We start from the raw sequence: 18,618 nt of genomic DNA, 5'->3' as shown, positions 1-18,618 counted from the left end.
GGAACTCCAAAGGGAAATGCCCGCGCAGGCTACCGCAGCCTGCGCAGTTTGTGTTCAAGACCGGCATGGGTCAGCTCACCGAGGTGCAGATCCTGCAGGCGCCCCTGCGCATCGAAGAACAGGGTCGAGGGATAGGCGCGCACGCCCAGCGCGGTGGAGGCCGACGCAGGTTCGTCCAGCAGGACATCGCGCAGTGCAAGCCGTTCTGCGGCCAGGAACTGCTGCACCACTTCCTGGCCTTCGCCTTGGTTAAGAAAGACGAACTGCAGCTCAGGGTGGGACTGCTGCGCACGGGCCAGAACCGGCATTTCGCGCCGGCATGGACTACACCAGCTGGCCCAGAGATTCAGCACCACGGGCTTGCCACGGAATCGTTCCAGGTCCAGCGACCGCCCCTGCAGATCCACCACCTGCACCGCCGGCAGGGACAGCGTGCTGGCCTGCCACTGCGACAGACCATAGCTGCCCACGCCCCATAGCAGGGCTCCGGCGAGTGCGCTGCACAGCACCGGAACACGCAGCGAAGGATGGCGACGCAGGCGCCAGACACCCCATCCCAGCGCGGCAGCCAGCACTACCACCACGTGGTAGCCGCCATCGGCAATCTGCAACATGCTCCAAGGCGCGTCACGATAGAAGGCGAAATTGGCGGCAATGAAGGACACACGGCCGCAGAGCAGGCCGACCAGCAGCATGTCCAGCACCTGGCCCGCGCCCGAAGGCCGCGGCGGCATGGGCTGGCGCGCCGGCCAGAGCCGCGCGATGCCCATCGCCAGCAGCAGACAGATCAGGATTACCACTACCGGCATCGGCACCGGCCCCACACTTGCCATTACATCACCTGCACCACATTCCCGAGTCCTGCATGGTCGGAGCGCCGCGCCCGCGTTGCAAGCGCGGCGTTCTGCCCGTGGTTGTCAGGCCGCGTCCAGCCGCGAGTCCGCAACCGGTACCACCGGCACGGCCCGCGATGCCATCGCCGCCGGTGCCGGCAAGGCGCGCTCACGCCGCTTGCAGTTCACGTGCCGCCGGTAGTTGGCCGGCGTCATGCCAACGATGCGCAGGAACAGGCGACGGAACGCGCTCTGGTCTGCATAACCCACGCCCCAGGCCACCTCGTCGATGCTGGCGCCCTGCTGCAGCAGGGTCTGCGCCTTGGCCACGCGCAACCGCTGGCAATACTCGATGGGGCGCAGCCCGGTGGCTTTCAGGAAGCGGCGCTGCAGCGTCCTCGGCTCAAGGCCGGAGACCTCGCAGATGGCCGGCAGCGTCGCCCCGCGTGCAGACGTGGTGTGCAACCAGCGCTGGGCCTTGAGCACATCACGGTCACCGTGGGCGAAGTTGGCACTGAACCGCTCCAGGTCCTGCTGCACGCCCGCCGGCACGACTATGCCCAGCTGCTGCGCGACCGCGCTGGCCACACCCTGGCCGTGCAGGCGATACAGCAGACGCAGGCCCAGATAGCGCCATGCCTGTGGGCCGGCCACGGTGAGCAGGTCGCCATCATCGACCAGCGCACGCTCACTCGGGGCCCAGCTGGCGGCCTGGCCCTGCAGGCCCGGATGGCGCCGCAGATCCGGGCCCGACACGGTGCGCCCGGCCAACAGACCCGCCCGTGCCAGCACGCCGACGCCGTCGGCCGCCGCAGCCAACAGGCTGCCGCCGTCGTAATGCGCACGCAGCCAGTCCAGCAGGACTTCCTCGGCGCGCACCGAGACCACCGGGCTGACCTGGCCCGGCAGGGCGATCACGGCAGGAATCGCCGCATCCAGCATTTCCGCACCGGCGATGCGGTTCACACCGCGGTTGCTGGCCGGCACGATCCAGCGGGTGACCAGCACGCGGGCACTGGGGCGCCGCTGCTGCTGGGCCAGGCGATTGGCCACATGGGCCATTTCAGCCAATACCGAAGCTGCAGACGGATCTCCCCCCGGATACTCCACCACGGCAACCTCGACGAAAACCTCGTTGTTCAGTCCCTCCACACTCCCCTCCTCCATTCGTTCAGGCCGTCGAGCGGCCGGTTCAGGCGAAGGGTAGGAAGTGCCGCAACGGCAGGGCTATGAAGAAAGTTGCAAAGTGCGCTGAATGGGGAAAACCCACAGACCCTTGACTCTTGACCAGACTCCAGGGTTGACAATGGCGGCATCCACCAGGAGTGCGCCATGAATATTGGACAGCTGGCCCGCGAGGCCGGGGTGCCGATCGACACCGTCCGCTACTACGAACGCCAGCAGCTGCTGCCCACCGCGGCGCGCTCTGCCGGCGGCTACCGCATCTTCGGCGAACAGGACCTGCGCCGGCTGCGGTTCATCCGCCGGGCCAAGGCGCTGGGCTTCAGCCTGGAGGAGATCGCCGAGCTGCTGGCACTGAGCGACCGCCACCAGCAGGACATGGCCAGCGTGCGCGATACGGCACAGGCCCGCCTGCTCGACATCGAGCAACGGATGGCCGAACTGCAGCGCATGCAGGCCGCACTGGCACAGCTGGTGGACGCCTGCCCCGGCCATGGTGCGCTGGAACAGTGCCCCATCCTCGCCGCGCTGACCGAGGACAACGCATGAGCACAGGACATTCCCACCACGGCCACGGCCCGTCGCCCACTGCAGGCGGCTGCTGTGGCAGCGCGAAGAACGCGCCAGCCACGGTGAAGGACCCGGTCTGCGAAATGGAAGTGGACCCGGCCAGCACCGCGCATCACGCCCATCACCAGGGCCAGGACTACCACTTCTGCAGTGGTGGCTGTCGGCAGAAATTCATCGCCGATCCGCAGCGTTACCTCGCTCCGTCGTCATACATCGCCCCCGAGGTCCCCGCGGGCACGCTCTACACCTGCCCGATGGACCCGGAAGTCGTGCAGGAAGGCCCCGGCACCTGTCCGATCTGCGGCATGGCGCTGGAACCGATGATGCCCAGCCTGGACGAAGGCGAGAATCCGGAACTGGCCGACTTCCGCCGCCGCTTCTGGGTGTCGCTGCCGCTGAGCGTGGCGACGATGGCGCTGGCGATGCTGGCGATGACGCCGCTGCTGCATGCGCTGTCGCCGACGCTGCGGGTGTGGATCGAGGGCGCGCTGGCTACGCCGGTGGTGTTGTGGGCCGGCTGGCCGTTCCTCGAACGCTGGGCGCAGTCGATCGGCAACCGCAGCCCCAACATGTGGACGCTGATCGGTACCGGCGTCATCGCCGCCTACGGCTACAGCGTGGTGGCCACGGTTGCACCGGGCGTGTTCCCGCCCTCGTTCCAGCAGCACGGCCACGTCGGCGTGTACTTCGAAGCGGCGGCGGTGATCATCTCGCTCACCCTGCTCGGCCAGTTGATGGAGCTGAGTGCGCGGGCCAAGACCTCGGCAGCGATCAAGGCCCTGCTGGGCCTGGCTCCGAAGACCGCGCGGCGCATCGACGCCGATGGCAGCGAGCATGACGTCGAACTGGCGCTGGTGAAGGCAGGCGACCGCCTGCGTGTGCGCCCCGGCGAAAAAGTGCCGGTGGACGGCCGCGTGCTGGAGGGCCGCTCCTCACTGGACGAATCGATGCTGACCGGCGAACCGGTACCGGTGACCAAGCAGGCTGGCGACAGCGTGATCGGCGCGGCCCTGAATGGTTCCGGCGCACTGGTGATCGAAGCCGAACGCGTGGGCGATGACAGCATGCTGGCGCAGATCGTGCAGCTGGTGGCGCAGGCGCAGCGTTCGCGCGCGCCGATGCAGCGCATGGCGGACAAGGTGGCGTACTGGTTCGTGCTGGCGGTACTGGCCGTGGCCGCGCTGGCGCTGTTCGGCTGGGGCCTGTTCGGACCGGAGCCGTCATGGACGCATGGCGTGCTGAGCGCGGTGGCGGTGCTGATCATCGCCTGTCCGTGTGCGCTGGGGCTGGCCACGCCGATGTCGATCATGGTCGCCACCGGCCGCGCCGCGCAGCATGGCGTGCTGTTCCGCGATGCCGAAGCCATCGAAGCACTCGGCAAGGTCGATACGCTGGTGATCGACAAGACCGGCACGCTCACCGAGGGCCGCCCGGCGTTCGATGCCGTGCATGCCGGCGCGGGGTTCGAAGACACCCAGGTGCTGCAGTGGGCGGCCAGCCTGGACCAGGGCAGCGAGCATCCGCTGGCTGAAGCCATCGTCACCGCTGCACGCACGCGTGGACTGCCATTGCTGGCGGTGGAGGATTTCGATTCGATCACCGGCCTGGGCGTGCGGGGCCGCGTGGACGGCCGCGCGATGTGGCTGGGCAACACCGCGCTGATGGCCGGGCAATCGGTACAGGTGGCCGCCGTGCAGGAACAGGCCGATGCGTTGCGCCGTCGTGGTGCCAGCGTGATGTACCTGGCGGTGGACGGGCAGCTTGCAGGCCTGTTGTCAGTGGCTGATCCGATCAAGTCGACCACCGCCGAAGCGATCGCCGCGCTGCACCGCGATGGGCTGCGCATCATCATGGCCTCCGGCGATGGCCTGCTGACCGCGCAGGCCGTTGCGTCCACCCTGGGCCTGGACGAGGTACACGGCGAAAGCCGCCCCGCCGACAAGACCGCACTGGTGCAGCAGCTGCAGGCACAGGGTCGCGTCGTGGCGATGGCCGGCGACGGCATCAACGATGCCCCTGCACTGGCCAGCGCCAACGTCGGCATCGCCATGGGCACCGGCACCGACGTGGCGATGTCCAGCGCACAGATCACGCTGGTGAAGGGCGATCTGCGTGGCATCCTGCGTGCGCGCCAGTTGTCGCGTGCGGCCGTGCGCAACATGCGGCAGAACCTCGGCTTCGCCTTCCTCTACAACGGGCTGGGCATTCCGGTCGCGGCCGGCGTGCTGGTGCCTTGGGGCATTTCGTTGTCGCCGATGCTCGCTGCGGTGGCGATGAGCCTCAGTTCAGTATCGGTCATCAGCAACGCGTTGCGCCTGCGCGCGCAGCGTCTGCCGGGCGGCTGACATCGACCTCGCAACGGACGTGAAGAAAAGTGCAACAAACGCTTGCCAACCCCCGGGGGCACAGCTATTATTTCGCTCCTCAGCGACGTGGGGCCATAGCTCAGCTGGGAGAGCGCCTGCATGGCATGCAGGAGGTCAGCGGTTCGATCCCGCTTGGCTCCACCAATCTTCCGGCATTAGGCCGTCGGAAGAGTCGCAAAGGAACATTGATGAGATCTGCGTCCCCATCGTCTAGAGGCCTAGGACATCACCCTTTCACGGTGGCGACCGGGGTTCGAATCCCCGTGGGGACGCCAACTCATCACGAACAACGAGGACCCGGCCGATAACCGGGTCTTTTTTGTTCACCGCCTACCGGCGTTCAGGTTGTGGCGTTGCGGTTCCCCTGCCCTCGTGGCCCTGGTGAACCACAACAAAGAAAGCGAAAAAAAGCTTCCACAAAGGTGAATACGTTGGTAAGATAGGCGGCTCGGTAACACGGGGCCATAGCTCAGCTGGGAGAGCGCCTGCATGGCATGCAGGAGGTCAGCGGTTCGATCCCGCTTGGCTCCACCACTTTCGACATTAGGCCGTCGAAGGTTCTACAACTTAAAGTTTTTCGTGCGTCCCCATCGTCTAGAGGCCTAGGACATCACCCTTTCACGGTGGCGACCGGGGTTCGAATCCCCGTGGGGACGCCAGTTTCAAAACGGAGCCTGCTCCCATGCAGGACAATCCGGAGTTTCATGGGGCCATAGCTCAGCTGGGAGAGCGCCTGCATGGCATGCAGGAGGTCAGCGGTTCGATCCCGCTTGGCTCCACCACTTCGACATTAGGCCGTCGAAGATCTACAACTTGAAGTTTTCGTGCGTCCCCATCGTCTAGAGGCCTAGGACATCACCCTTTCACGGTGGCGACCGGGGTTCGAATCCCCGTGGGGACGCCAATTCTTGAAGACCCCGGCCTCGGCCGGGGTTTTTCTTTGCCTGCGATCCAGGCATTCCGTTCAGAACCGCCGGCACATCCCGATCGAGGCCGGCGCGGTCGGTGCAAACCCGAACTGGGCATACAGGCGGTGTGCCTCACCATCGGCCAGCAGGCTCACATAGGCCGAAGGCGGCAGCGTTGCCTGCATCCAGGCGTCCAGCCGCCGCATCACCTCCTTGCCCAGGCCCTGCCCCTGCAACCGGGGCACGACAGCGATATCGCACACCTGCAGGTGGCAGCCACCATCGCCGACGATCCGCCCCATCGCCACCAGTTCGCTGCCCTGATACGCGCAGACCCCGAACAGGGTATTGGGCAGCGCGCGGATGGCTGCCTCGGCGGTCTTGGCGCTCAGCCCCGCCAGCAGGCGCAGCTGGCAGTAATCCTCAACGGTCGGCACGCCATCGCGGAACTGGCAGGTCGTCGAATCGTTCATGCGTCATCTCCCGGGTGTCGGGCTATCCTGCCGCAGTCTCGTCGCAGCCGCTGCGACCTTCGCCCATAGAACGCCCATGTGCTATTCCGCCCTGATCCGCGCCGACTACGCCAAGCTCGTCCGTGAGTACGGCGCCGTCCTGTCGCTGGAAGAATTCGCCGAGCTGTACGCACACGATCCCGGCAAGAAGCGGCCGAAGACACCCAAGGCCATGGACGATGGTTTTGCCGGCGCACGCACCGAAGAGGGCCGCGACATCGTGGCGAAGATCCAGCAATGGCATGCCGAGGAGCAGCAGACGCTGCAGACCGAACTGCTGAAGCAGGGCGAACGGCGCGACACCGCCAACGCCACCCTGGCCACGCGGCCCACGCAGAAGGCACGCAACGACCTGCGCGTGGCCAGCAACCGCATCGAGCGCGCACAGGCCCGCCTGGACGACCTGCACCGCGTGCAGCTGCTGCCGCGCGACAACCGCATCTTTCCCGGCACGTACGCACCGGTGATGGTCAGCGAGAACGGACAGCGGGTCATCAAGCCGATGCGCTACCAGTGCCGCCTGCCGGACAAGCCCGCACGCAACGACGTGCTGTACCCGGGCACCTACAACGCGCGCCGCGACAGCCTGGAAGGCTACTGGCGCGGCGCCTTCGGCCTGCGCCATGGCGTGGTGGTGGTCAGTGCGTTCTACGAGCATGTGCCGCGCCACGCCATCGCCGGTCGCAGCCTGGGTGCCGATGAAAAGGAACAGGACGTGGTCCTGGAATTCCGCCCCGACCCACCGCGCGACCTGTTGCTGGCCTGCCTGTGGGCCGAATGGGAAGGACCGGAGGGGCGCCTGCTGTCCTTCGCTGCGATCACCGACGCACCGCCGGCCGACGTGGCTGCCGCCGGCCATGACCGCGGCGTGGTACCGATCCGTCGCGAACACCTGGACGCCTGGCTCAATCCCGATCCGGACCAGCTGGCCACGCAGTACGCCATCCTCGATGACCGCGAGGATCTGCGTTACGTCTACGAAGAAGCGGCCTGAGCCGGAAGACTGCGCTCAGGCCCGCGCGCCGGTACGGCCGACCGCGCGCAGCAGGGCCTGCGACAGATCCACCGACAGATAGGGTTTCACCAGCAGCACGCCGTCGCGCATCGATGCAGGCAGCTGCTCGGCGGTCATGCCGGTGGCCAGCACGAAGGGCACGCCCGCTGCAGCGAGCGCCGCGGCGACCGGCTCACTGGTTTCGTTTCGGGCCAGCCGGTAGTCCAGCAGTGCCACGTCCGGCGAGGTTTCCTGCAGCAGGCGCAGCGAATCAGCAACCGTCGCCGCCAGGCCGACGACCACGGCGCCGGCCTGCACCAGCTGCATCTGCAGCAGGGCCGCACTCATTTCGTCGTTTTCGACCACCAACACGCGCAGATCCTGCAACGCCGCCATGGGGCCTCCCCCCACCTGTTAAGCCGATCCAGTATAGCCATCAGCCAGCCATTGCCGGCAGGACGGCGGGCTTCTGGCCCTGTCCGAACAGGCCTCTATGAAGGTCCGCCGGGCTCGGTTACACTAGCCCGCTGCTGCCGGTGTGGCGGAATGGTATACGCAGCTGACTCAAAATCAGCCGGGGGTAACCCCATGAAGGTTCGAGTCCTTTCACCGGCACCATTGAACAAAAGGCCAGGTCATCGATCTGGCCTTTTGCGTATCTGAAGGCTCATCCCCCGGCTTCAGGGGACCACCCGCAGCATCGGCGTGCGCAGTGCCGTCGCACTACCCTGCCCCACATCAACCCGGAACCCGGCCACCGTCTGCAGCAGCTGCGCGGACTGTTCCTCCATGCTGCGTGCCGCCGCCGAGGCCTCTTCCACCAGTGCCGCGTTCTGCTGCGTGCCCTGGTCGATCAGGTCGACGGCCTGGTTCATCTGCTGGATGTCATCGCTCTGCTGCTGGGCCGCCGTGCTGATCTGGGTCATCAGATCACTGACACGGCGTACGTCGCGCACGATCTCATCCATGGTGCGCCCGGCGCTTTCCACCTGCGCGGTGCCGGCGCCGACATTGGCCACCGATGCGTCGATGAGCTGCTTGATCTCCTTGGCCGCGCTGGCCGAACGCTGCGACAGCTCGCGGATCTCGGTGGCCACCACGGCGAAACCACGACCATGCTGGCCCGCGCGTGCCGCTTCCACCGCCGCGTTCAACGCGAGGATGTTGGTCTGGAACGCAATGCCGTCGATCACCCCGATGATGTCGACGATGCGGCGCGAGGAGGCGTTGATCACCGCCATGGTCGAGACCACTTCATGTACCACGGTGCCGCCGCGCGCGGCCACGTCCGCCGCGCCGCCGGCCAGTTCGCTGGCCTGGCGTGCGTTGGTGGCAGTGCGCTGCACGGTGTCGGCCAGGCCCTTCATCGACACCGCCGTTTCTTCCAGCGAGGCCGCCTGCTGCTCGGTGCGCTGGGACAGATCGCTGTTGCCCTGCGCGATCTCGCTCGCGCCCACCGCAATGGTGTCGGCGGCCAACTTGATCTGGCCGAGGATGCCGGCCATCGCCTCCACCAGCGCATTGACGCCCTCGCACAGCTCGGCGATGGGGCCGCGCTTGTCGGTCATGTCCACGTGGTGGGTCAGATCGCCCTGTTTTGCCGCCGCCACCACTTCGCGGGTCTGCGCGACGGCGCGCTGGGTGGCCTGGTTCTCGTGCACCTGGGCAGTGATGTCGGTCGCGTACTTCACCACCTTGAACGGGCGGCCGTTCATGTCGAGGATCGGGTTGTAAGACGCCTGGATCCAGACCTCGCGCCCGCCCTTGCCCAGCCGCCGGTACTGCCCGGCGTCGTACTCGCCGCGGCCAAGCTTTTCCCAGAACTGCCGGTACTCGGCACTCCCACGGTGGTCGGGTTCGACGAACAGGGAATGGTGCTGGCCGCGGACCTCGTCCAGCGTGTAGCCGGTGGCAGCCAGGAAGTTGGCGTTGGCCGACAGGATGCGTCCATCCAGGCTGAACTCGATGACCGCCTGCGACTTGTCGATCGCCGCCAGCTGGCCTGCCGAATCGGCGGCCTGCAGCTTCTGCGCCGTAATGTCGGTGGCGAACTTCACCACTTTGTACGGCCGCCCCTGGCGATCCAGCACCGGGTTGTACGAGGCTTGGATCCAGATCTCGCGCCCACCCTTGCCGAAGCGCCGGTACTGGCCGGCGTCGAACTCGCCGCGCGCCAGCCGCGCCCAGAACTCGCGGTACTCCGCGCTGCGTGCATGTTCGGGATCGACGAACAGGGAATGATGCTGGCCCTGGATCTCGTCCAGGCGGTAGCTCACCGCCTGCAGGAAGTTGTCGTTGGCCTGCAGGATGGTGCCGTCCAGCGCGAATTCGATGACCGCCTGCACGCGATGCAGCGCAGCCACCTGCGCGGCCAGCTCATCCTGGCGGTGATCCTGCGCGGACAGCTCGGTGGAGGTGCGATGACCGCCCAGCGCGCCCAGCATCACGCGCCAGGGCGAAAAACGGGAGTGCGGGTCGGCCGGTGTCTGCTCACCCGCCGTGAAGCCTGGCATCAGCATCGTGGGTTCCTCGGAGTCCAATGAAATGCAATCCGGCGGGCGGGTGCCCGGCGGGGCCATCAATTGCCTGGACTTGCAGACGCGCGGGGAAGCGTCCTTGTTCGTTGTGTGCGTAAAGCTCTGGACTGCGGACTGCGGAAGGCGGTACACACAGCACGGACCGCCCGTCGGGGCAGCCTGGAGTCCAGCAGCGAGGGACAGGAGCGGGATCCAGTCAGGTTATCGGCCGGAAGGTCGCGGCCTTTAGGGTCATTTGCAGTTCCCGCGTCTTCACAGCACCCGGCGATATAGCAGCTTGCCCTCGGCCTCGCCCTGGGGCTGGTAGCCGTTGCGCTCCAGCAAGGCCACCATCTGCGGGAAGGCCTGCGAGGTCTTCACCTCGATACTGTCGTAGCCCTGCGCGGCAGCCCAGCGCTGCTGGGTTTCCAGCAGGGCCTGGGCGATGCCCTGGCGGCGATGTGCCGGATGGATGCCGCCGACCCAGCTGTAGAAACGCCGGCGGTCCAGCGCATAGCCGACCTTGAAGCCGACCAGCTCACCGCCCTGCTCGGCCACCAGCACCAGGTGGCGACGGCCGGCCAGGCGTTGCATGTAGGTGGCATGCGTGCACCCCTGGCCCAGCTCACCCACGCCCTGCAGCACCTGCAGGGCTTCGTCCAGAGTGCCTGCCCTTACCAGCATCATGTTCCTCCGCGGTCAGCGTTGCCGCCACATCATCCAGCGCAGCACGGCGATGGCCAGCACCGCCGGCAGATAACCGAGACTGCCCACCCAGACCAGCAGTGCCGCAGTCACCCAGTTGCCGCCGCCGCCAAAGAACCACGGCGTGGTCTGCAGGACATGCAGGGCAAGCGGCAGCAGCAACACCGGCGACAGCCGCAGCAGCTGCCAGCGCCAGCCCAGCGGCCCGACAAAGCCGATGATCGCACCGAACAGTGCGGCGATCGTCACGATGGGGAGTGCAGCGTCCATGTCGTCGTTCGTTCCAGGTTGCAACGTCCATTGTGGCCCATGCCACGCCTGGCTGCGATGCAGGCAGCGGCCGGAAGGTTGCAATGACCAACGGGGGATTCCTTTGCGCGGCGCTGCGTGCAGGATCATCGTCATCACGGATGCATCCATTGCAGGGAGAAGCCCATGTTCAAACGTCGTGCCTGTGTTCTGCTGTTGAGCCTGTGCAGTGCCGCCGCCGGCGCCGCCGATGCGCCCTACCGCTCCGCCTTCCATCCTGGCGAGCACAAGGGACCACCCGCCGGCCGCTTGAATGACGTCCTGGTTCTGGGCAGCCCGCATCTTTCCACCCTGCCCGACGCGTTCCAGCCGGCGATGCTGGAACCGCTGCTGGAGCGCCTGCAGGCGTGGCAGCCCACGGCCATCGCAGTGGAGAACGTCTCCGGCCTGCAGTGCGACTTCATGCGCCGCAGCCCGGCCCGCTATGCCGACAGCGTGAGTAGCTACTGCGTCGACACCGCACCGGCCGAGGCGGCGACCGGACTGGATGTACCCGGCGCCAATGCCGAAATGGAGCGTCTGCTCGCCACATGGCCCAAGGACGCCACGCCGGCACAGCGGCGCCGGCTGGCTGCGGTGGCCCTGGCCGCCGGCGAACGCGGTTCGGCCATCGTGCAGTGGCTGCGCCTGCCCAGCAGCGAACGCCGCGCGTCCGACAGCCTGACCCCGGAACTGGTCGCCTTCCTCGACGCACGCGTGCTGCGCAAGGACGAGGTGAACCTGGTCGCCGCCCAACTGGCCGCACGGCTGGGGCTGGAGCGGCTGTGGTCTGTGGATGACCACACCGCCGATACGGATACGCCCGAGGAACAGCAGAAAGCGTTCGCCAAGGCCATCCGCGGCGCCTGGGACAACCCCGCCGGCAAAGCGCGCAGCGCCGCCTCCGCCCCCTTTGAGGACAATGTGACCCAGCCGGGCGGACTGCTGGCGCTCTATCGCCACGAGAACTCCCCGGAGACCGCACAGAGCGTCTACGACAGCGATTTCGGCGCCGCCCTGGTCGAGCCGTCACCGGAGGGCTTTGGCCGCAACTACGTGGGCTACTGGGAAACCCGCAACCTGCGCATGGTCGCCAACATCCGCGACGTGCTGGGCCGGTACCCGGGCACGCGCATGCTGGCCATCGTCGGTGCGTCACACAAGTGGTACTACGAGGCCTACCTCGACCAGATGCATGACGTGCAGCTGGTGGATGTGGAGCCGGTACTGCGCTGACGCTACGGACCGAACGTGTTGACCATCAGCGCGGGCGAGACGTACACGCGCAGCCCATGCTCCAAGGGCTGCTGCATGTCGTAGCCACGCGCATGCGGCCAGCTGCCGGCACCACCGATCTCCACGAACTCGGCCCCCGCATTGCGGACGACGCGAGCGCCCGGACTGGATGCCAGGCGACCGTCGAACAGCGGTTCGCCCTGCCCTGCTGCGAATACCTGCACGCGTACATCGCCGGTGAGCGCATTGAAGCCAAGCTGCAGCTTCACGCTGCCCTGTGCATGGGCGACCAGCACGTCGATACCCTCGGACGTGTCCACCCGCGGTACGACGCCGAACAATTCAAGAAACGCGGTTTCGTCCCAGGCAAACATCGGTGACCTCGTCATTCGTAGAGGAAAACAGTCGAACATGGCCCGACTCTACAGATGCGTGGTCAGCGGCGCCCATTACGCCACAGCACTGCGCTGGCGCCGATGATGCAGCCCAGGGTGGCCAGCAGTGCGCTGGCCACGCCCCACTGCAGGACCGGCACCAGCGCCTGTGCCAAGGGATCGAGGCGAAGCTGCTCCAGGCGCAGGCCACCGGCCAGCGCCAGCAGCCAGCCAATGCAGGCGGGCGCGTAGGCGCCGACGATCTGTGTGTTCCAACGGCTCATGGCAACTCCCTGTCGAGGTAGCGATGGGGCGATTGTTCCGCCCCGCCCTCTCACAGATTGAGACGCCATCAATCCTCGTGCGATACGCACCGGTTCAGCCCGCGTCGTTGTCCTCGCCGGGCAGTTCGCCCAGCTCGCCCTGCACCTGCACGTTGTTGCGGCCCATGGCCTTGGCCCGGTAACACTGGGCGTCGGCCGACGCCACCGCCTCGTCCACCGTCATGCCCGCCTCCAGCGGCGCGATGCCGATGCTGGCGCCGATCCGCAGCCGTGCCGTATCCCACGGAATGGACAGCGCGGCCAGGGTCTGCAGCAGTTCGCGGCCGATGCGCGCGGCCCGGCGCGGGCCACAGCCGGGCAGGATGACCGCGAATTCGTCGCCGCCCAGCCGCGCCACGATGTCCGAATCGCGCACGCCATGACGCAGCACGCTGGCCACCGCCCACAGCACGGCATCGCCGGCCAGGTGACCCCAGGTATCGTTGACCGGCTTGAAACGGTCCAGGTCGATGAACATCAGCGAGGCCGCCTGGCCGGTGCGCTCGACGCGGGTGATCGCCTGCTGCAGGTGCGCCTCGAAGCCGCGGCGGTTGCCCAGCTCGGTCAGCGGATCGATCTCGGCCAGGTGGCGTGCCTCGCGCTGGCGGGCGCGCTGCTGGGTATCGTCGCGCAGCACCCACACCGCGCCACGCACCTGGCCTTCGTCATCGCGCAGCCAGGCGCGGGTCAGGTCCACCGGCACCGTGGCCGCGCCCAGCCGCATCAGCAGGTCGGCATGCAGGTCCACCGCGTTGCTGTCCGGATCCAGCAGCACGGCCACATCCAGCACCGAGCCGGGCGCGTATTCGGTGGTCAGCGACAGCACGTCCTGTACGTTGTGGCCGGCCAGGGCCAGCGCGTTGTCACCCGCCAGGATGCGCACGGCCGCAGCGTTGGCGTACTCGATACGTCCTTCCAGGGTCACGCTCAGCACCAGGTCGGCCACCGCATCCAGGGTGATGCGGCTGCGCTGCTCGGTTTCGTACAGGCGCTGCTCGCTGCTGCGCTGGGCGGTGACGTCCTGGATCTGCGACACGAAATGCAGCGGCTCGCCGCGCTCGTTGCGCACCAGCGAGACCGACAGGCGCGCCCAGATGGTGTTGCCATCGCGGTTGAGGTAACGCTTTTCCAGGTGGTAGTAGTTGCGCCGGCCGGCCAGCAGGTCCTGCACCAGCGCCAGATCGGTCTGCAGGTCGGCCGGATGGGTCAGACGCTGGAAATCCACCTGCAGCAGCTCTTCGCGCGGGTAGCCCAGGATCCGGCACAGCGCATTGTTGACGTCCAGCCAGCGCCCTTCCAGCGAGACCAGGGCCATGCCCAGCGCCGCCGAGGTGAACGCACCGGCGAACTTTTCCGCGGCCAGACGCGCGTCGGCACGCGCCTGCTGCATCTCGGTGATGTCGATGGCCATGCCGACGTAACCGATGCACTGGCCGTCGGCACCGTCCATGCGGCTGATCGAAAGCCGCACCTGGCGGCGCTGGCCATCCTTGCGCAGGAAGGTCCACTGCCGTGAGAACGTGCGGCCCTGGGCCTGCGCGGCCAGGGCCTGGAAGACGGTCGGCAGGCGCCCTTCGGCATCGGCCAGCGGTGCCAGGAAGACGGCGATCTCGTCGGGCTCGTGGAAAACGCCCGGGTCGACCCGGCCCACCACGTCATCGGCCGTATAGCCCAGCAGGCGCTCGGCGCCGCTGTTGAACAGGGTGATCATGCCCTGCGGGTCGGTAGCCATCACCGCCACTTCGTCGGATGCATCAACCAGCGCCTGCAGCCGCTGGCGCATTTCCGCTGCGTCCTGCCGGGCCTGCTGCAGCTCGGTCACATCATCGTGGGCGCCGGCCATCCACACCGGGCGGCCCTGACCGTCCCGCTCGAACACGCGCCCGCGGTCGTGGATCCAGATCCAGCGGCCGTCCTTGTGGCGCATGCGCAGCAGGCACGCATAGTGGTCGGTGTGCCCGCGGAAGTGCTCCTCCAGCGCGGCATCGGAACGGGCCAGGTCATCAGGATGCACCAGCGCCTGGAACGTATCCTGGTTCACCGGTTCCAGTTCTTCCTGGCGATAGCCGACGATTTCGGCCCAGCGCGCGTTGATGCGCATCTGGCCGGTCTGCACGTTCCACTCCCAGGTGCCCGCTGCGGTGCCTTCGATGATCATCGCCAGGCGGCGGCGGTCTTCGGCCAGCTCCACCAGGCGCCGCTCGACCAGGTTGCCTTCGTTGTTGCCGGGGCCGCCCATCAGCTCTCCCTGCCCTGCGCGCAGGCGCGCGCGGGCCGCAGCGCAAGGCTGCAACCCTGATGGAAGCTGGCGGGAACGATTGGCGCCACGGCCCTCCCCGGCGACGACGGGACGGCCCGATGGCCCCCTTGGGCGCAAGTGTGCGCACTGCGGGGGAACCTCGACAAGTCCCCCCCTCGCAGGCGAGCGCCTGGAGGGGTGCCGGACTCAGCTGCGCCTGGCGCGGGCGAAGGCGTCGGCCAGGGCATTGTTGGCCGGTGGCGCCGACTGCGCCGGACGGCCGCCATTGCCCTGCCCGCGGTTCTGGCCACGGTTCGGACCGTCTGCATCGCGGCGCGGCCCCTGCCCCTGCCCCTGCCCACGCTCCTCGCGCTGGCCGGGCCGGCTGGTGGCCTGGCCGGGGGTGTCGTCCAGGCGCCGGGTCAGGGCGATGCGCTTGCGCGGCACGTCCACCTCCAGCACCTTCACCTTGACGATGTCGCCGGCCTTGACCACGTCGCGCGGGTCCTTGACGAAAGTGTCCGACAGCGCGGAGATGTGGATGAGTCCGTCCTGGTGCACGCCGATGTCGACGAACGCACCGAAGGCCGCCACGTTGCTGACCACGCCTTCCAGCACCATGCCTTCGCGCAGGTCCTTGATGTCCTCGACGCCCTCGGCGAAGCGCGCAGCCTTGAACTCCGGACGCGGATCGCGGCCCGGCTTTTCCAGTTCCTTGAGGATGTCGCGCACGGTCGGCACGCCGAAGGTCGCGTCGGTGAACTGTTCGGCCTTCAGGCCTCGGAGGAAGCTGCCATCACCGATCAGCGCCTTGATCGGGCGCGCGGTACTGGCGACGATGCGCTCGACCACCGGATAGGCTTCCGGGTGCACGGCCGAGGCATCCAGCGGCTGGTCGCCATCGGCGATGCGCAGGAAGCCGGCGCACTGCTCGAACGTCTTATCGCCAAGCCGCGCAACCTTCAACAGATCCTTGCGGCGCTTGAACGGGCCGTTGTCATCGCGATGGCGCACGATGTTCTCGGCCACCGTCGACGACAGGCCGGACACGCGCGACAGCAACGCGGCCGAGGCGGTATTGACGTACACGCCGACGGCGTTCACGCAGTCCTCCACGCGCGCATCCAGTGCCCGCGCCAGGCGGTACTGGTCCACGTCGTGCTGGTACTGGCCGACGCCGATCGCCTTCGGTTCGATCTTGACCAGTTCGGCCAGCGGGTCCTGCAGGCGGCGGGCGATCGACACCGCGCCACGCAGCGACACGTCCAGGCTGGGGAACTCCTTGGCCGCGAATTCGGACGCCGAGTACACCGAAGCACCGGCTTCGCTGACCACCACCTTCTGCAGCTTCGGGTTGCCGGCGGCCTTGATCGCCTCACCGGCCAGCTTGTCGGTCTCGCGGCTGGCGGTGCCGTTGCCGATCGCGATCAGCTCGACGTTGTGCTTCGCACACAGCTGCTTGATCGTCTGCAGCGACTGATCCCACTGCCGGCGCGGCTCGTGCGGGTAGATGGTCTCGGTCGCCACCAGCTTGCCGGTGGCATCGACCACGGCGATCTTGCAGCCGGTGCGGATGCCCGGATCGAGGCCGAGCACGGTCTTCGGCCCGGCCGGCGCGGCCAGCAGCAGATCCTTGAGGTTGTCGCCGAACACGGCGATCGCATCGGCCTCGGCCTTCTCGCGCGCCTGGTTGAACAGGTCCAGCAGCAGGTGCGTGTGCAGCTTGCCGCGCCAGGTCAGGCGGCAGGCATCGAGCAGCCAGCTATCGGCGGCGCGGCCCTGGTCGGCGATGCCGGCCTTGCGCGCCACGCGCCCTTCGGCGTACTGGTGGCCAGCCTCGGCATCGCTGCCCGGGTCCAGTTCCAGGAACAGGATCTCTTCGCGGCGCGCGCGGAACAGCGCCAGCAGGCGGTGCGAGGGAATCTTCGCCAGCGACTCGGCGTGTTCGAAATAATCGCGGTATTTGGCGCCTTCGTTTTCCTTGCCCTCGGCCACGCGGGCGCGGATCACGCCGCCCTCGCCCAGCCAGGTGCGCAGTTCGCCGACCAGCGCGGCATCTTCGCCCCAGCGCTCCATCAGGATCGCGCGGGCGCCTTCCAGCGCGGCCTTGGTATCGGCCACGCCCTTGTCGGTGTCGACGAAGGTGGCCGCGAATACCTGCGGATCCTGCGTCGGGTCGCCCAGCAGGCCATCGGCCAGCGGCTCCAGCCCGGCCTCGCGGGCGATCTGCGCGCGGGTGCGGCGCTTGGGCTTGTACGGCAGGTACAGATCTTCCAGGCGGCTCTTGGTATCGGCGGCGAGGATGTCGTTGCGCAGTTCGTCGCTCAGCTTGCCCTGTTCGCCGATGCTGGCCAGCACGGCGGCGCGGCGGTCTTCCAGCTCGCGCAGGTAGGTCAGGCGGGTTTCCAGGTTGCGCAGCTGGGTGTCGTCCAGACCACCGGTGACTTCCTTGCGGTAGCGGGCGATGAACGGAACGCTGGCGCCCTCGTCGAGCAGGCCGACGGCGGCACGCACCTGGGCGGACTGGGCACCGATCTCGTTGGCGATGGTCTGGGCGATCTGCTGGGCGAGCGCGCTCTGGGCGTTCTTGGCGTCGTGCATTGCTTCAGGTCTGGGCCGCATTACGGGAAGGCCCCATTCTGGCAACCCACGACCAAGCGGGACAAGGCGTTGACAGGGGGCGGGATTCAGCCTCCGGCGGCCGGTCGGGACGCCGGCATCCTGGCGAGGGGGGCTGGGATGCCGGCGCGGGCGCGCGATGATGGGCGCGCCCTGCCGCGTGTTACGGGGTCAACGGTAGTGGCGGGCGGCGCGCTGCATGACGATGTCGTCGCGCAGGCTTTCCAGGGCCATCAACCGGACTTTGCCGACACCCTGCAGTTCCATGAACCGCTCGGTGTAGAACTCCGGCCCCAGCGCGGTGTCGGCGCGGGATTTGCTGAAGCCGTAGGGCACCACGCCCTTCTCGCCATCCTTGCTACCACCGACATAGAGAACAATTGCCATGTGATGTCTTCCTCCAAATTGCTACTGCGTACTGCACACGATGAGCGGTACTTGCGAGCTCATCGGGGTAGAGCTTACCGCGACCAAGCTGACTGGGACGTCACGGAGGCTAATGACGATCGGTTGCATGCAGATGACTGCCCGATCACTGCAGAACGCTTACGGATCTTTAACCTATGACTAACAAACGGGGTTTCCAGCCAACGGCGCAGCCCCCTCGTGCGTGGCGGAACTGGGTCGATCAATCGCAAAACCGTCACGCTGGGCGGTCGGGTCGGGTTCGCGGGGGACGCCGTGAACCCGTCCCAGGGGACTTGGCTGCGGCATCCAGATGGCTGCGGCGTCCGCCACCCACGGAAAAGAAAAAGAAGATCAAAAGCAAAGCAGCCTGGCCGACCGCTCTTTGCTTCCTGTAGAGCCGATGGCAGCGGCAGGAGCCGCTGCCAACGTCGCCCATGGCGACGGCCCGAAGGGTGCCGGTCAGGACGACCGGCATAGCCCATGCTCGGCTGCCTTTCGAGGGGCAACGGCAAGCCGTGCGCGGGCTCGGCTCTACACAAGCAACC

The 18,618-nt window shown here is 67.5% G+C and carries 16 protein-coding genes and 7 tRNA genes; 11 read left to right on the top strand and 12 right to left on the bottom strand.

Annotation, left to right across the window (positions count from 1 at the left end):
* Positions 1-29: 29 nt before the first annotated feature.
* Together DCO49_RS10595 and DCO49_RS10590 are read right to left on the bottom strand one after the other, a co-directional pair.
* Entirely contained in the window at positions 30-833 is an 804-nt protein-coding gene (locus tag DCO49_RS10595; RefSeq protein ID WP_116863997.1) for a TlpA disulfide reductase family protein, read from the bottom strand.
* An 84-nt stretch (positions 834-917) separates the two neighbouring features.
* A complete protein-coding gene (locus tag DCO49_RS10590) occupies positions 918-1,985 on the bottom strand; it encodes a helix-turn-helix domain-containing protein (protein WP_243402711.1) in 1,068 nt (355 codons plus the stop codon).
* 180 nt (positions 1,986-2,165) lie between these two features.
* Here DCO49_RS10590 and DCO49_RS10585 point away from each other — a divergent pair, with 180 nt between their 5' ends.
* The 8 genes from DCO49_RS10585 to DCO49_RS10550 all read left to right on the top strand — a co-directional run bounded on the left by DCO49_RS10585 (position 2,166) and on the right by DCO49_RS10550 (position 5,855).
* The gene (locus DCO49_RS10585; RefSeq protein ID WP_116863996.1) at positions 2,166-2,564 is read left to right on the top strand and encodes a heavy metal-responsive transcriptional regulator; all 399 of its coding nucleotides are present in this window, start codon (positions 2,166-2,168) and stop codon (positions 2,562-2,564) included.
* Positions 2,561-4,930 (top strand): heavy metal translocating P-type ATPase, encoded by a 2,370-nt coding sequence (locus DCO49_RS10580; protein WP_116863995.1) that lies wholly within the window; start codon positions 2,561-2,563, stop codon positions 4,928-4,930. Before DCO49_RS10585 ends, DCO49_RS10580 begins: the two co-directional genes overlap by 4 nt.
* 89 nt (positions 4,931-5,019) lie before the next feature.
* Positions 5,020-5,095: transfer RNA gene (locus tag DCO49_RS10575), tRNA-Ala, on the top strand.
* A gap of 55 nt (positions 5,096-5,150) precedes the next feature.
* Positions 5,151-5,226 (top strand) — tRNA-Glu (locus tag DCO49_RS10570).
* Positions 5,227-5,409: 183 nt separating this feature from the next.
* Positions 5,410-5,485, top strand: a tRNA-Ala gene (locus DCO49_RS10565).
* Between the two features lie 49 nt (positions 5,486-5,534).
* A tRNA-Glu gene (locus DCO49_RS10560) sits at positions 5,535-5,610 on the top strand.
* Positions 5,611-5,657: 47 nt separating this feature from the next.
* Positions 5,658-5,733, top strand: a tRNA-Ala gene (locus DCO49_RS10555).
* 46 nt (positions 5,734-5,779) lie between these two features.
* Positions 5,780-5,855: transfer RNA gene (locus DCO49_RS10550), tRNA-Glu, on the top strand.
* 60 nt (positions 5,856-5,915) lie between these two features.
* Here DCO49_RS10550 and DCO49_RS10545 read toward each other — a convergent pair.
* Positions 5,916-6,332 (bottom strand): GNAT family N-acetyltransferase, encoded by a 417-nt coding sequence (locus tag DCO49_RS10545; protein WP_116863994.1) that lies wholly within the window; start codon positions 6,330-6,332, stop codon positions 5,916-5,918.
* 76 nt (positions 6,333-6,408) lie between these two features.
* Here DCO49_RS10545 and DCO49_RS10540 point away from each other — a divergent pair, with 76 nt between their 5' ends.
* Positions 6,409-7,365 (top strand): SOS response-associated peptidase family protein, encoded by a 957-nt coding sequence (locus DCO49_RS10540; RefSeq protein WP_116863993.1) that lies wholly within the window; start codon positions 6,409-6,411, stop codon positions 7,363-7,365.
* A gap of 15 nt (positions 7,366-7,380) precedes the next feature.
* Here the strand turns inward: DCO49_RS10540 and DCO49_RS10535 are convergent, their stop codons facing one another.
* On the bottom strand, positions 7,381-7,761 hold the full coding sequence (locus DCO49_RS10535; RefSeq protein WP_116863992.1) for a response regulator: 381 nt from the start codon (positions 7,759-7,761) through the stop codon (positions 7,381-7,383).
* A 136-nt stretch (positions 7,762-7,897) separates the two neighbouring features.
* On the opposite strand from DCO49_RS10535, the gene DCO49_RS10530 reads away from it, so the two are divergent.
* Positions 7,898-7,983, top strand: a tRNA-Leu gene (locus DCO49_RS10530).
* A gap of 62 nt (positions 7,984-8,045) precedes the next feature.
* Here the strand turns inward: DCO49_RS10530 and DCO49_RS10525 are convergent.
* The 3 genes from DCO49_RS10525 to DCO49_RS10515 all read right to left on the bottom strand — a co-directional run bounded on the left by DCO49_RS10525 (position 8,046) and on the right by DCO49_RS10515 (position 10,856).
* Positions 8,046-9,884, bottom strand: coding sequence for a methyl-accepting chemotaxis protein (locus tag DCO49_RS10525; RefSeq protein ID WP_116863991.1), 1,839 nt, complete (start codon positions 9,882-9,884; stop codon positions 8,046-8,048).
* Between the two features lie 270 nt (positions 9,885-10,154).
* Positions 10,155-10,565 (bottom strand): GNAT family N-acetyltransferase, encoded by a 411-nt coding sequence (locus tag DCO49_RS10520; RefSeq protein ID WP_165835713.1) that lies wholly within the window; start codon positions 10,563-10,565, stop codon positions 10,155-10,157.
* A gap of 15 nt (positions 10,566-10,580) precedes the next feature.
* The gene (locus DCO49_RS10515; RefSeq protein ID WP_116863989.1) at positions 10,581-10,856 is read right to left on the bottom strand and encodes a hypothetical protein; all 276 of its coding nucleotides are present in this window, start codon (positions 10,854-10,856) and stop codon (positions 10,581-10,583) included.
* Between the two features lie 165 nt (positions 10,857-11,021).
* Between DCO49_RS10515 and DCO49_RS10510 the strand changes: the two genes are divergently transcribed.
* Complete coding sequence (locus tag DCO49_RS10510) at positions 11,022-12,110, top strand: DUF5694 domain-containing protein (RefSeq protein ID WP_116863988.1); 1,089 nt, start codon at positions 11,022-11,024, stop codon at positions 12,108-12,110.
* A 2-nt stretch (positions 12,111-12,112) separates the two neighbouring features.
* Here DCO49_RS10510 and DCO49_RS10505 read toward each other — a convergent pair whose 3' ends face one another.
* The 5 genes from DCO49_RS10505 to DCO49_RS10485 all read right to left on the bottom strand — a co-directional run bounded on the left by DCO49_RS10505 (position 12,113) and on the right by DCO49_RS10485 (position 18,052).
* Complete coding sequence (locus DCO49_RS10505; protein WP_116863987.1) at positions 12,113-12,484, bottom strand: hypothetical protein; 372 nt, start codon at positions 12,482-12,484, stop codon at positions 12,113-12,115.
* Positions 12,485-12,546: 62 nt separating this feature from the next.
* A complete protein-coding gene (locus DCO49_RS10500) occupies positions 12,547-12,768 on the bottom strand; it encodes a hypothetical protein (protein ID WP_116863986.1) in 222 nt (73 codons plus the stop codon).
* 94 nt (positions 12,769-12,862) lie between these two features.
* Positions 12,863-15,046, bottom strand: coding sequence for a PAS domain-containing protein (locus DCO49_RS10495; protein ID WP_116863985.1), 2,184 nt, complete (start codon positions 15,044-15,046; stop codon positions 12,863-12,865).
* Positions 15,047-15,253: 207 nt separating this feature from the next.
* Positions 15,254-17,647 carry a Tex family protein gene (locus DCO49_RS10490; protein WP_116863984.1) on the bottom strand — a complete coding sequence of 798 codons (2,394 nt, stop codon included), beginning with the start codon at positions 17,645-17,647 and terminating at the stop codon, positions 15,254-15,256.
* 189 nt (positions 17,648-17,836) lie between these two features.
* Entirely contained in the window at positions 17,837-18,052 is a 216-nt protein-coding gene (locus DCO49_RS10485) for a hypothetical protein (protein ID WP_025879252.1), read from the bottom strand.
* Positions 18,053-18,618 lie beyond the last annotated feature (566 nt).

The sequence above is a fragment of the Stenotrophomonas sp. SPM genome, assembly GCF_003105135.1.
Lineage (GTDB): Bacteria > Pseudomonadota > Gammaproteobacteria > Xanthomonadales > Xanthomonadaceae > Stenotrophomonas.
The sequence above is the reverse complement of the archived record's forward strand: the minus strand, read 5'-3'. Positions and strand labels throughout refer to the sequence as shown.